The organism is Streptomyces sp. NPDC046881 (assembly GCF_040645015.1).
Lineage (GTDB): Bacteria > Actinomycetota > Actinomycetes > Streptomycetales > Streptomycetaceae > Streptomyces.
Genome location: NZ_JBEYXJ010000158.1, coordinates 1 through 14,970 on the forward strand (window position 1 = coordinate 1; position 14,970 = coordinate 14,970).

Consider the following 14,970-nt stretch of genomic DNA (forward strand, 5'->3'; position numbering starts at 1 on the left):
TGGGGATGGGGCGTGAGTTGTACGCGTCCTATCCGGTGTTCGCTGCGGCGTACGACGAGGTGTGCGCGTTGTTGGATGCGCCGGTCGACGTCGACGCGGAGGAGCTCGACCAGACGGGGTGCACCCAGCCGGCGTTGTTCGCGGTCGAGGTGGCGTTGTTCCGGCTGCTGGAGTCGTGGGGTGTGCGGCCGGATTATGTGGCGGGTCATTCGGTGGGGGAGATCGCGGCCGCTCATGTGGCCGGTGTGTTGTCGCTCGGGGATGCGGCGAAGTTGGTGTCGGCGCGTGCTGCGTTGATGCAGGCGTTGCCCGCGGGTGGTGCGATGGTGGCGGTGCAGGCGACCGAGGAGGAGGTGCTGGCGTATCTGACCGACGGGGTCGGGATCGCGGCGGTCAACGGCTCGCGGTCGGTGGTGGTTTCCGGTGCTGAGGACGCGGTCACCGCGATCGGTGAGATCTTCGCCGGTCAGGGTCGCAAGACGTCCCGGTTGAGGGTCAGTCACGCGTTCCATTCGCCGTTGATGGATCCGATGCTGGAGGAGTTCGGGCAGGTCGTACGCGAGCTGTCGTTCAACGAGGCGCGGATTCCGGTCGTTTCGAATCTCACCGGCCGGCTGGCGGAGTCGTACACCCCCGAGTACTGGGTCCGGCACGTGCGCGAGGCGGTGCGTTTCGCCGACGGCGTGCGGACCCTGCACGAGCTGGGCGTGACCACGTTCGTGGAGATCGGCCCCGGCGGTGTCCTGAGCGGCATGGCGCAGGGCTGTGTGGACGACATCGTCACCATCCCCGTACTCCGAGCCGACCGCCCCGAACCGTACGCGCTCGTCACCGCCGTGGCGCAGCTGCACACCCACGGCATCTCGCCCGACTGGCCCGCGCTCCTCCCGGGCGCCCGGCGCGTCGACCTGCCCACCTACGCCTTCCAGCGCGAGCGTTACTGGCTCGACGTTCCCCAGGCGCCCGGTGACGTCCGGGCCGCCGGCCTGGGGGCGGCGGGCCATCCGTTGCTCGGTGCCGCGATCGCGACGGCCGACAGCGACGGTGCCCTGCTCACCGGGCTGCTCTCCCTCGAAACCCACCCGTGGCTCGCCGACCACGCCGTGAACGGGACCGTTCTGCTGCCCGGCACCGCGTTCGTCGAGTTGGCGATCCGGGCGGGCGACGAGACGGGGTGCGGATGGATCGAAGACCTCACCCTTGAGCTTCCCCTGGTCGTGCCCGAGCGCGCCGGCGTCACGCTTCAGGTGGCTGTCGGCCCGGCGGACCATTCAGGCCGGCGGGAACTGAGCGTGCACTCCCGCGTAGACGACGGCGCGTGGCTGCGGCACGCGACGGGTGTGCTGGCCTCGGCGCAGGCGCCGCCCGCCGCGGACCTCGGCGCGTGGCCGCCGGTGGATGCGGAGGCTGTCGACCTGACGGCGTTCTACGAGGGCATGGCTGCCGCGGGCCTGGACTACGGCCCGGTCTTCCAGGGCCTGTGCTCGGTGTGGCGCGGCGGGGACGACGTCTTCGCCGAGGTCGAGCTGCCGGAGGAGTCGGCTGCCGAGGCGGCGGCGTTCGCCCTGCACCCGGCGCTGCTGGACGCCGCCCTGCACGCACTGGCCGCCGGGGGGCTGGTGTCGCAGGACGACGGCCCGGCCCTGCCGTTCGCGTGGTCCGGCGTCGTCGTGCGGGCGGCCGGTGCGGCGACGCTGCGGGTGAAGCTGTCGCGGACGGCCACCGGTTCGGTGACGTTGGCCGTGGCCGATGGCGCCGGTGACCCGGTGGCCTCGGTCGAGTCGCTGTCGTTGCGGGCCGTTTCGGCGGAGCAACTGCGTGGTGCCGGTGGCGGCGATCAGCTGTTCGCGCTGGAGTGGACGCCGTTCACTCTTCCCTCCGCCACCGACGCGCTGGTGATCGAGACCGTCGCGGACTTCGACACCCTGCGGGAACGGGAGGGAACGCCGGACGTCGTCGTCGTTCCGTGCCCGGTGGGGTCGGGTGTGGAGTCCGCTGAGCGTGTGCACGGCGTTGTGGGCGGGGCGCTGGCGTTGGTGCAGTGGTGGTTGGCGCAGGAGCGTGGGGGGCGTCTGGTGTTGGTGACGCGTCCGGGTGATCTGGCTCATGCGGCGGTGTGGGGGTTGGTGCGGTCGGCGCAGTCGGAGCATCCGGACCGGATCGTGCTGGTGGAGGCGGAGGACACGGAGGCAGCGGTGCGTGTGCTGCCCGCCGTGCTCGCTTGCGGTGAGCCGCAGTTGGCGGTCCGGGATGCGGGGGTGTTCGTGCCGCGCCTGGTGAGGGTTGCCGGGGCTGTTAGGGGTGTGCCGGACTTCGGTGCCGGTACCGTTTTGGTGACCGGTGCCTCCGGTGCGCTGGGCGGGCTCGTCGCCCGGCACCTGGTCACTGAGCACGGCGTGCGCAGCCTGCTGCTGCTCAGCCGGCGGGGCGCGGCGGCCCCCGGCGCGGCCGAGCTGGAGGCCGAGCTGGCCGGGTGGGGCGCCGAGGTGCGCTGGGCGGCCTGTGACGCGGCCGACCGGGGTGCCCTCGCCGAGGTGCTGGCAGGTACGCCGGTGACGGCCGTGGTGCACACGGCGGGCGTCCTCGACGACGGGGTGATCGGTTCGCTCACCCCGAAGCGCATGGAGAAGGTGCTGCGTCCGAAGGCCGACGCCGTGCTCAACCTCCATGAGCTGACGAGCGACCTCTCGGCGTTCGTCGTCTTCTCTTCGGTGTCCGGGGTCCTGGGGAGTGCGGGACAGGGCAACTACGCGGCGGCGAACACCTTCCTCGACGCCTTCGCCGAGGCCCGTCGCGCCAGGGGACTGCCCGCCACGTCGCTGGTGTGGGGCCTGTGGGAGCAGGGCGGCGGCATGGCCGACCGGCTGGACCAGGCGGACCTCACCCGGCTCCAGCGGGTGGGCCTGGCTCCGATGGCCGTCGACGAGGGCCTGCGGTTGTTCGATGCAGCGCTGGCCCTGGACCGGGCCGTCGTCGCCCCGCTGCGGCTGGACACGGGTGGGCTGCAGGGCACGGTGCCGCCGGTCCTGCGCGGACTGGTGCGGGTCGCGCCGGCGCGGCGCACTGCGCAGTCCGCGCCGAAGGGATCGCTGGGTCAGCGGCTGGCCGGGCTGCCGGAGGCCGAGCGCGAGCAGGCGGTGCTGGACCTGGTGCGTACCGAGGCCGCCGCCGTGCTCGGCCACGCCTCGGCCCAGGCCGTCCAGCCGGAACACGCGTTCCAGGACGCCGGTTTCGACTCGCTCACCTCGGTGGAACTGCGCAACCGGTTGAACGAGGCGACCGGGCTGCGGCTCCCCGCGACCATGGTGTTCGACCACCCCACGCCGGTCACGCTCGCCCGCTTCCTGCTGGCCGAGACGCTGGGCGTCCAGGCGCGGTCCGAGGCCGCGGTCGCCGCGGTGACCGGGACGGACGAGCCGATCGCGATCGTGGGCATGGCCTGCCGGTTCCCCGGCGGTGTGCGGTCGCCCGAAGACCTGTGGCGGCTCGTCGCCTCCGGCGGCGACGCGATCTCGGGATTCCCCGAGGACCGCGGCTGGGACGTCGAGAACCTCTACGACCCGGACCCCGACCGCTCCGGCAAGTCCTACGTGCGCCACGGTGGCTTCCTCCACGAGGCTGCCGCATTCGACCCGGCCTTCTTCGGGATCTCGCCGCGTGAGGCGCTGGCGATGGACCCGCAGCAGCGGTTGCTGCTGGAGACGTCGTGGGAGGCGTTCGAGCGGGCCGGGATCGACCCGGCGACCGTGCGGGGCAGCAGGACCGGGGTTTTCGCGGGCGTGATGTACCACGACTACGGCGGGCGCGTGACAACGGCTCCGGAGGGCATGGACGCCTACTTGGGCAGCGGCAGCGCGGGCAGCATCGCCTCCGGCCGGGTCTCGTACACGTTCGGGCTCGAGGGGCCGGCGGTCACGGTCGACACGGCGTGCTCGTCGTCGCTGGTGGCGCTGCACCTGGCGACCCAGGCCCTGCGGAGCGGCGAGTGCTCGATGGCCCTGGTCGGCGGCGTCACCGTCATGGCGACTCCTTCGACGTTCGTGGAGTTCAGCCGTCAGCGTGGTTTGTCGGCGGACGGCCGCTGCAAGGCGTTCGCGGCCGGTGCCGACGGTACGGGCTGGGCCGAGGGTGCGGGCATGCTGCTGGTGGAGCGGCTGTCCGACGCCCGTCGCAACGGTCACCGGGTGCTGGCGGTGGTCCGTGGTACGGCGGTGAACCAGGACGGTGCCTCGAACGGTCTGACGGCTCCGAACGGGCCTTCGCAGCAGCGGGTGATCCGGCAGGCGCTGGCCAACGCGGGCCTGTCCGCGGGCCAGGTGGACGCGGTGGAGGCGCACGGTACGGGCACCCGGCTGGGTGATCCGATCGAGGCGCAGGCGCTGCTCGCCACGTACGGCCGGGAGCGTCCCGAGGGGCAGCCGCTGTGGCTGGGCTCGCTGAAGTCGAACATCGGTCACGCGCAGGCCGCGGCGGGTGTCGGTGGTGTGATCAAGATGGTCATGGCGATGCGGCACGGTGTCCTGCCGCGGACCCTGCACGTGGACGAGCCGACGCCGCACGTGGACTGGTCGGCCGGTGACGTCCGCCTGCTGACCGAGGCCAGGGAGTGGCCCACGAGCGACGGGCCGCGCCGGGCCGCCGTATCGTCCTTCGGTATCAGCGGCACCAACGCGCATGTGATCGTCGAGCAGGGCCCCGCCGCGGCGGAGTTGCCGCCCGCACCCGACTCCGACGCAGTCGTGCCGTGGGTACTGTCGGGCAGGACGGAGGTGGCGCTGCGGGCACAGGCCGAGCGCCTGCTGTCCCTGGCCCCGTACACGGAGCTGCGTCCGGCCGACATCGGCTTCTCACTCGCCACCACACGCTCGGCCATGGAGCACCGGGCCGCAGTGGTGGGGCACAACCGGGACGAACTCCTCGAAGGACTACGCGCGTTGGCCGCAGGGTCCCCGTCCGCCCAGGTCGTCCTCGGTGAACCGGGCACCGCCGGCAAGGTGGGGTTCCTCTTCTCCGGCCAGGGCTCTCAACGCTTGGGTATGGGACGTGAGTTGTATGCGTCGTACCCGGTGTTCGCCGCGGCGTACGACGAGGTGTGCGCGTTGTTGGATGCGCCGGTCGACGTCGACTCGGAGGAGCTCGACCAGACGGGGTGCACCCAGCCGGCGTTGTTCGCGGTCGAGGTGGCGTTGTTCCGGCTGTTGGAGTCGTGGGGTGTGCGGCCGGATTATGTGGCGGGTCATTCGGTGGGGGAGATCGCGGCCGCGCACGTGGCCGGTGTGTTGTCGCTCGGGGACGCGGCGAAGCTGGTGTCGGCGCGTGCCGCACTGATGCAGGCGTTGCCCGCCGGCGGGGCGATGGTGGCGGTGCAGGCGACCGAGGACGAGGTAGTGCCATATCTGACCGACGGCGTCGGTGTCGCGGCGGTCAACGGTCCGCGGTCGGTCGTGGTCTCCGGTGCCGAGGACGTGGTCGTCGCGATCGGAGAGGTCTTCCGGGAGCAGGGCCGTAAGACGTCCCGGTTGAAGGTCAGCCATGCCTTCCATTCGCCGTTGATGGATCCGATGCTGGAGGAGTTCGGGCAGGTCGTACGGGACCTGGAATTCGATGAGGCGCGGATTCCGGTCGTTTCGAATCTCACCGGCCGGCTGGCCGAGTCGTACACCCCCGAGTACTGGGTGCGGCACGTCCGTGAGGCGGTCCGTTTCGCCGATGGCGTGCGGACCCTGCACGAGCTGGGCGTGACGACCTTCGTCGAGATCGGCCCCGGTGGTGTGCTGAGCGCCCTCACCCAGGGCTGCCTCGACGGCGACATCGTCACCGTCCCCGTCGTACGGACCGACCGCCCCGAGCCGCGGGCCGTCGTCACCGCGCTCGCCGAACTGCACGCCCACGGCGTCTCCCCGGACTGGCCGGCGCTCTTCCCGGGCGCCCGCCGTGTCGACCTGCCCACCTACGCCTTCCAGCAGCAGCGCTACTGGCTGGAAGCGCCCGAGGAGTTCACCGGCACAGCCGCCGCCACCGGACTCGGGCTGGGTGCGGCGGAGCACCCGTTGGCCGGTGCGGCGGTCGCGCTGCCCGGCGCCGGCGGGTTCCTCCTCACCGGGCGGCTCTCGCTCGGGACGCACCCCTGGCTCGCCGACCACACGGTCATGGGCAGCGTGCTGCTGCCGGGTACCGCGCTCGTGGAGCTTGCGGTGCGTGCGGGCGACGAGGCCGGTTGCGCGCAGGTCGGGGACCTGACGCTGGAAGCACCGCTGGTCGTCCCGGACCGCGGCGGTGTGGCCGTGCAGGTGTGGGTCGGGACCGAGGAGGAGCCGGGCAGGCGCGCGCTGAGCGTGCACTCGCGACGGGAGGACGCCCCGGAAGGCGCGCCGTGGGTGCGGCACGCGGTCGGATTCCTGACGGAAGCGCTGCCCGAGCCGCCGCACGGCGCGGACCTCGGCGCGTGGCCGCCGGCGGGCGCGGAGGCCGTCGACCTGGCCGGTTTCTACGAGGACCTGGACGGACTCGGCCTGGGCTACGGCCCGGTCTTCCGCGGCCTGCGCTCGGTGTGGCGCAGCGGGGACGACGTCCTCGCCGAGGTCGCACTCGCCGAGGGCACGGAGGCGGACGCGTTCGCCGTGCATCCGGCGCTGCTCGACGCGGCGCTCCACGCGATCGGCGCGGGCGGGCTCGTCCCCGTCACCGACGGGCCGCTGCTGCCCTTCGCCTGGTCCGACGTGGGCGTGCGCGCCGCGGGGGCGACGGCGCTGCGGGTCAAAATCTCTCGCACGGGTACGGACGCGGTGTCACTGACCGTGGCCGACGCCTCGGGCGGTCTGGTGGCCACGGTCGGCTCGCTGTCGCTGCGGCCGGTGTCACGCGAGCAGCTGCTCGCCGCGGACGGCTCCGGGAGTGTCGGCGACTCGCTGTACGGCCTCGCATGGCAGCCCGTGCCCCTTACGGAGGCCGACGCTGTCGACGGGCTCGATGTACGCAGCTACGCGGACCTGGCCGCCCTGTCCGCCGAGCCGGACCTTCCCGATGTCTCGGTGGTCACGGTCGTTCCGTGCCCGGTGGGGTCGGGTGTGGAGTCCGCTGAGCGTGTGCACGGCGTTGTGGGCGGGGTGCTGGCGTTGGTGCAGTGGTGGTTGGGGCAGGAGCGTGGGGGGCGTCTGGTGTTGGTGACGCGTCCGGGTGATCTGGCTCATGCGGCGGTGTGGGGGTTGGTGCGGTCGGCGCAGTCGGAGCATCCGGACCGGATCGTGCTGGTGGAGGCGGAGGACACGGAGGCAGCGGTGCGTGTGCTGCCCGCCGTGCTCGCTTGCGGTGAGCCGCAGTTCGCGGTCCGGGATGCGGGGGTGTTCGTGCCGCGCCTGGTGAGGGTTGCCGGGGCTGTTAGGGGTGTGCCGGACTTCGGTGCCGGCACCGTTTTGGTGACCGGTGCCTCCGGTGCGCTGGGCGGGCTCGTCGCCCGGCACCTGGTCACCGAGCACAAGGTGCGCCGGATCCTGCTGGCGAGCCGGCGGGGCGCGGCGGCCCCCGGCGCGGCCGAGCTGGAGGCCGAACTGGCCGCGTGGGGCGCCGAGGTCACCTGGGCGGCCTGCGACCTCGCGGACAGGGACGCCGTCTCCGCGATGCTGGACCGGCTCGGTGAGCATGCGCTGTCGGCCGTCGTGCACACCGCGGGTGTTCTCGACGACGGGGTCGTCGCCTCGGTCACACCGGAGAGGATGAGGGAGGTCTTCCGCCCCAAGGTGGACGCCGTGCTGAACCTGCACGAGTGCACCCGGGACATGGGCCTGGCCGCCTTCGTGGTGTTCTCGTCCGTCGCCGGCCTGGTCGGCAGCGCCGGCCAGGCCGGCTACGCGGCGGCGAATTCCTTCCTCGACGCCTTCTCGGCGCACCGGCGCCGTGCGGGGCTGCCCGCCACATCGCTGGCATGGGGTGTGTGGGAACAACCCGGTGCGATGACGGACGGCCTCGCCGAGGCCGACCGGGCGCGGATGGCGCGCAGCGGGGTGCTGCCGCTGCCGCCACAGGAAGGGCTGCGGCTGTTCGACGCGGCACTGGCCTTGGACGAGGCGGTGCTCGCCCCGGTCCGCATCGACACCGGTGCGCTGCGCGCCGACGAGGCACCGCCGGTGCTGCGCGCACTCGTGCCGGCCGCGGTCGCCCGCAGGACGGCGCACGCCGCCGCGGCTCCCTCCGCGTCCTCGCTGGCCGAACGCCTGGAGGGGCTGTCGGAGGCCGAGCGCGAGAAGACCGTGCTGGACCTGGTCCGGGCCGAGGTCGCCACGATCCTGGGGCACGCGTCGGACCGTACCGTCCGGCCCGAACACGCCTTCCAGGACCTTGGCTTCGACTCCCTCACGGCCGTCGAACTGCGCAACCGGCTGAACAAGGCCACCGGGCTGCGGCTCCCCGCGACACTGGTCTTCGACCACCCGACACCCGCTCTGCTGGCCCGTCACGTGCTCACGGAGACGGCGGGGACGGCCGAACCGGCCCTAGTGGATTCCCTACTTGCCGATCTGGACAGGGTTGAACAAGAATTGGTCACGAAGTTGTCAGAGAGTGAAGCTCGCGACCGGATCCTGTCAAAGCTCCAGGCCGTGTTGGCAATTGCCGGTGAATCCGGCAACGCCCCGGCACCGGAAAGCCGTGAAATGGGCGGCAGTGATCTGGAATCGGCCACGGACGACGAAGTATTCGATCTTCTCGGCAAGGAATTCGGGATTTCCTGACCGCTCCGGCGTGTCCCGGTGACCCCTTGCCGCATTCCGGATTCCGGCAAGTCTTCGTAGGGGTGGGGGACGATTTCGGTGGCGAACGAGGACAAGCTCCGTTATTTCCTGAAGCGAGTCACCGCAGATCTCCAGGAGACCCGGCGGCGCCTTCGTGACTACGAGGACGCCGCCGGCGAACCGGTGGCCATCATCGCGATGAGCTGCCGCTACCCGGGAGGGGTCGACTCGCCCGAGGACCTGTGGGAGCTGGTGGCCGGCGGCCACGACGCGGTCTCGGAATTTCCCGCCGACCGCGGCTGGGACCTGGACGCGCTCTACGACCCGGACCCGGAGTCCCGCGGGACGAGCTACGCCCGCGAGGGCGCGTTCCTGAGCGACCTGGCACGGTTCGACGCCGGCCTCTTCGGGATCTCGCCCCGCGAGGCACTCGCCATGGACCCCCAGCAACGGCTGCTGCTGGAGACGTCGTGGGAACTCTTCGAGCGGGCCGGCATCGACGCCGCCTCGCTGGCGGGCAGCAGGACCGGTGTGTTCGCCGGCGTGATGAACCACGAGTTCCTCGCCACCCTCCAGAACTCCCCTCAGGACCTGGAGGGTTATCTGGGCACGGGCACCTCGGGCAGTGTCGCCTCCGGCCGGGTGGCCTACACCTTCGGCCTAGAAGGCCCGGCCGTCACGGTCGACACGGCCTGCTCGTCGTCCCTGGTGGCCCTGCACCTGGCCGTCCAGGCGCTGCGCAACGGCGAGTGCTCGCTGGCCGTGGCGGGCGGCGTCACGGCGATGGTCGGCCCCGCCACCTTCGTCGGCTTCAGCCGCCAGCGCGGACTGGCGCCCGACGGCCGCTGCAAGGCGTTCGCGGCCGGCGCCGACGGCACCGGCTGGGGCGAGGGCGCCGGCCTGCTGCTCGTGGAGCGCCTCTCGGACGCCCGCCGCAACGGACACGAGGTCCTCGCGGTCGTCCGGGGTTCCGCCGTCAACCAGGACGGCGCGTCCAACGGCCTGACCGCCCCCAACGGCCCCTCGCAGCAGCGGGTGATCCGCCAGGCCCTGGCCGCCGCCCGGCTGACCTCCGCGCAGGTCGACGCGGTGGAGGCGCACGGCACGGGCACCCGGCTCGGCGACCCGATCGAGGCGCAGGCCCTCCTCGCCACGTACGGGCAGGGCCGTCCCGACGACAAGCCGCTGTGGCTGGGCTCGATCAAGTCCAACATCGGCCACACCCAGGCCGCGGCAGGTGTCGCGGGCGTCATCAAGATGGTCATGGCCATGCGTCACGGCGAACTGCCGCGCACGCTGCACGTCGACGCGCCGTCCCCACACGTCGACTGGTCGGCGGGCGCCGTACGACTGCTCACCGAGCGCACGCCCTGGCCGGCGTCGGACCAGCCGCGCCGGGCCGGCATCTCCTCCTTCGGGATCAGCGGCACCAACGCGCACACGATCATCGAGGAAGCCCCGTCGGCCGCGGCGTTCACACAGGACGCCGAGGCCGATGCCCCTCGGACCCGGGGAGAGGACGCCGAGTCCGAGGTCCCTCGGACACCGGGGGAGGGCGCTGAGGCTCCTCGGACATCGGGGGAGGGCGCGGAGAGTGCCGAGGCCGTCGCCCCGGAGGTCGTGCGCCCGGCCGAGGGCGGACCGGTGCCGTGGGTGATCTCCGGCAAGACCGAGGACGCCCTGCGCGCCCAGGCCGGGCGCCTGCTGTCCCGCACGGACGCCGAAGTCCCCCTGTCCGACGTGGCGTTCTCGCTCGCCACGACGCGCACCGCCCTGGAACACCGTGCGGTCGTCCAGGGCGAGACGGCGGCCGAACTCGCCGAGGGGCTGCGGGCCGTGGTCTCCGGCACCCCGGCCCCCGGCGTCGCGCGCGGCCTCTCCGGCACCGGTGGACGCGTCGCGTTCCTCTTCTCCGGCCAGGGCTCGCAACGCTTGGGTATGGGGCGTGAGTTGTATGCGTCGTACCCGGTGTTCGCCGCCGCGTACGACGAGGTGTGCGCGCTCCTGGACGCGCCGGTCGACGTCGACTCGGAGGAGCTCGACCAGACGGGGGCCACGCAGCCCGCGCTCTTCGCGGTCGAGGTGGCGTTGTTCCGGCTGCTGGAGTCGTGGGGTGTCCGGCCGGACTACGTGGCCGGTCACTCGGTGGGGGAGATCGCGGCCGCGCACGTGGCCGGGGTGTTGTCGCTCGGGGACGCGGCGAAGCTGGTGTCGGCGCGTGCTGCGCTCATGCAGGCGTTGCCGGCGGGCGGGGCGATGGTCGCCGTGGAGGCGACCGAGGACGAGGTGTTACCGCATCTGACCGACGGGGTCGGTGTCGCGGCGGTCAACGGTCCGCGGTCGGTCGTGGTCTCCGGTGCCGAGGACGTGGTCGTCGCGATCGGAGAGGTCTTCCGGGAGCAGGGCCGTAAGACGTCCCGGTTGAAGGTCAGTCACGCGTTTCACTCGCCGTTGATGGATCCGATGCTGGAGGAGTTCGCGCAGGTCGTCCGCGGGCTGACCTTCGAGAAGCCGCAGACGCCGGTGGTCTCCAACCTCACCGGCCGCCTGGCCGAGCCGTACACCCCCGAGTACTGGGTCCGGCACGTCCGCGAAGCGGTCCGTTTCGCCGACGGCGTGCGGACCCTGCACGACCTGGGCGTGACCACGTTCGTCGAGATCGGCCCGGGTGGCGCGCTGAGCGCCCTCACCCAGGGCTGCCTCGAGGACGTCGTCACCGTGCCCGCCCAGCGCGCCGACCGCCCCGAGCGAGCCGCACTGGTCGCCGCCGTCTCCGAACTGCACGCACACGGCGTGTCCCCCGACTGGCACGCCTTCTTCCCCGGCGCCCGCCGCGTCGACCTGCCCACCTACGCCTTCCAGTACGAGCGCTACTGGCTCGACCCCTCACCGGCCGCTCCCGGTGACGTCCGTGCCGCCGGCCTCGGCTCGGCCGACCATCCGCTGCTGGGCGCCGCCGTCTCCCTGGCCGGCGGCGACGAGCGGCTGCTGACCGGTCGGCTGTCTCTGCGGACACACCCGTGGCTGAGCGACCACGCCGTGCTCGGAACCGTACTCCTGCCGGGCACCGCGTTCGTCGAACTGGCCGTGCGCGCCGCCGACGAAGCCGGCTGCGAACTGCTGGACGAACTCACCCTCGAGGCGCCCCTGGTGGTGCCCGAGCGGGGCAGCGTCGCGGTCCAGGTGTGGGTCGGCGCGGCCGACGGCACCGGCCGCAGGCCGCTGACCGTGCACGCGCGCCCCGGGGACGACGCCGACCTGCCGTGGGTGCGCCACGCGAGCGGCTTCGTCACCGAAGGGACCGAAGAGACGGGCGCCGCGGCCGCCGCCCGGGCGCTCACGGCGTGGCCGCCGGCGGGCGCCGAGCCGATCGACCTCGACGGCTTCTACGACCGGTCGGCCGCCCTCGGGCTGGCTTACGGACCGGCGTTCCGCGGACTGCGCAGCGCCTGGCGCGCGGGCGCGGACGTCTTCGCGGAGGTCGCACTCGCCGACGGCACGGACACCGGTTCCTTCCTCCTGCACCCGGCACTGCTGGACGCGGCGTTGCACGCCATCGGCGCGGGTGGTTCCTTCATGGCCGATGCGGACACGCCGCTCCTGCCGTTCGCCTGGTCCGGGGTGTCCGTGCGCGCCACGGGCGCGTCCACCGTACGGGTCAGGCTGGCACCGGCCGGTACGGACACGGTGTCCCTGCTGGTGGCCGACGGCACCGGCGAGCCGGTGGCGTCCGTCGAGTCGCTGACACTGCGCGCGGTGTCGGCCGAGCAGCTCCGCGGGCGCTCCGGGGACGCGATGTTCACCATCGGGCGGGCGCCGCTGACCCTGCCCCGCGACGGCGCGTACGCGGCGCCCCTCGCGTACGCGCCGGACACCGCCGCACTGGCCGAGGCCGACGGAGCGTCGCAGCCGGACGTGGTCGTGGTCCCGTGCCCCGACGGCCCGGAGGGGGCGACCGAGGCCGAGCGGGTCCGTGCGGTCACCACCGAGGTGCTGCGGCTGGTTCAGCGCTGGTTCGCCCAGGCCCGGACGTCGCGCCTCGTGCTGGTGGCGCGCTGTGACGACCTCGCGCACGCCGCGGCGGGCGGACTGGTGCGCTCGGCCCAGGCGGAGAACCCCGGCCGGATCGTGCTGCTCGAAACCGACCGCCCGGACGAGGTGGCCGCTCTGGTTCCCGGCGTCGTGCTGTCCGGCGAGCCCCACGTCGTCGTCCGCGGAGGGGAGGCCGGCGCACCGCGCCTGTCCCGCGCCACCTCCCCGGCACCGGAGGACACGGCCACCGGCCCCGCGAACGAAGCGGCCCATGCCCTCGCCGACACCACCGGCCCTGCCCTCGCCGACGCCACCGGCCCCGCCCTCGCCGACGCGACCGGCCCCGCCAACGGTGATGTCCTCGGTCTCGGCGAGGACGCCGCCTCCACCCTCGCGGACGGTGCACCCCCCACACCGGCCCGCGGCGCTGTCCCAGGGCTCGGTACCGTGCTGCTCACCGGCGCTTCCGGCGCGCTGGGGAAAACCCTCGCCCGTCACCTGGTGACCGGACACGGCGTACGGCGGCTGCTGCTCGTCAGCCGCCGTGGCGCCGACGCCCCGGGCGCGGCGGACCTGAAGGCGCAGCTCGCCTCGCTCGGCGCCGAAGCGACGTGGGCCGCCTGCGACCTCGCCGACCGTGACGCCGTCGCCCGGCTGCTGGACGCCACCCCGGTCGACTCCGTCGTGCACACCGCCGGTGTCCTCGACGACGGTGTGATCGCCGCACTGACCCCGCAGCGCGTGGACGCCGTCCTGGCGCCCAAGGCCGACGCCGTGCTCAACCTGGACGAACTCACCGACGAGAGCACGACGTTCGTGCTGTTCTCCTCCGCCGCGGGCGTCTTCGGCAACCCCGGCCAGGGCAACTACGCCGCGGCCAACGCCTTCCTCGACGCCTTCGCCCGGTACCGCCGCGCCCAGGGGCGGCCCACGGTCTCGCTGGCGTGGGGTCTGTGGGAGCAGGAGGGCGCCATGGCCGACGCCCTCGACGAGGCGGGCAGGTCGCGGATGGCGCGCTCCGGTGTCCTGCCGCTGTCCACCGAGGACGGCCTGCGGCTGTTCGACGCGGCGCTCGCCTCGGACGAGCCCGTGCTCGTACCGGTCCGCCTCGACACCACGGCCCTGCGGAACCGGGCCGCAGGAACCGTACCGGCCCTGCTGCGCGGCCTCGTCCGCCTCCCCAAGCGCGGCACCGCCCAGAAAGCCGCCACCGGCTCCCTGGCCGAACGCCTCACCGGGCCGGCCGGCGACGAGCGCGACGAGGCCCTCCTGGAACTGGTCCGGGCGGAGGTCGCCGCCGTGCTCGGTCACTCCTCGCCCCGCGCCGTCCAGCCCGCGCACGCCTTCCAGGACCTCGGCTTCGACTCGCTGACGGCCGTGGAGCTGCGCAACCGGCTGTCCACCGCCACCGGGCTGCGCCTGCCCGCCACCCTCGTCTTCGACCATCCCACCCCCGCCGCCCTCGCCCGCCACATCGGCACCGAACTCCTGGGCGGGGCCCCGGCCCCCACGGCCAGGGCCGCGGCGCGGCACACCGCGCTCGCCGCCGACGAGCCGATCGCCATCGTCGGCATGAGCTGCCGCCTCCCGGGCGGGGTCCGCTCGCCCGAGGACCTGTGGCGGCTGGTGGCCTCCGGCCGGGACGGCATCACCCGGTTCCCGGACGACCGCGGCTGGGACGTCGACGGGCTCTACGACCCCGACCCCGAGCGCCTCGGCAAGACCTACGCGCGGGACGGCGGCTTTCTGCACGAGGCGGCCGAGTTCGACGCCGGCTTCTTCGGCATCAGCCCCCGCGAGGCCCTGGCGATGGACCCGCAGCAGCGGCTGCTGCTGGAGGCGTCCTGGGAAGCGTTCGAACGCGCCGGGATCGCCCCGGCGTCGATGAGGGGCAGCCGTACCGGCGTCTTCACCGGCCTCATGTACCACGACTACGGCCAGGGCCCGCGCGAACTGCCCGAGGGCGTCGAGGGCCTGCTCACCACCGGAGGCTCCGGCAGCGTCGCCTCCGGGCGCGTCTCCTACACCTTCGGCCTGGAGGGCCCCGCCGTCACCATCGACACGGCCTGCTCGTCGTCCCTGGTCGCCCTGCACCTGGCCGTCCAGGCCCTGCGGGCCGGCGAGTGCACGATGGCGCTGGCCGGTGGCGTCACCGTCATGGCCAGTCCGAGCGTCTTCGTGGAGTTCAGCCGGCAGCGCGGTCTGTCGCCCG

Annotated in this window: 2 protein-coding genes; both read left to right on the forward strand. The window is 73.3% G+C overall.

All coding sequences use genetic code 11. From position 1 onward, the window contains the following. Nucleotides 1-8,726, forward strand: an 8,726-nt coding sequence (locus ABZ923_RS38440) for an SDR family NAD(P)-dependent oxidoreductase (RefSeq protein ID WP_361482076.1), incomplete at its 5' end; no start/stop codon positions are given. Between the two features lie 78 nt (nt 8,727-8,804). Beyond that, nucleotides 8,805-14,970 (forward strand): type I polyketide synthase (locus ABZ923_RS38445; protein WP_361482079.1); only part of this gene is annotated, 6,166 nt, incomplete at its 3' end.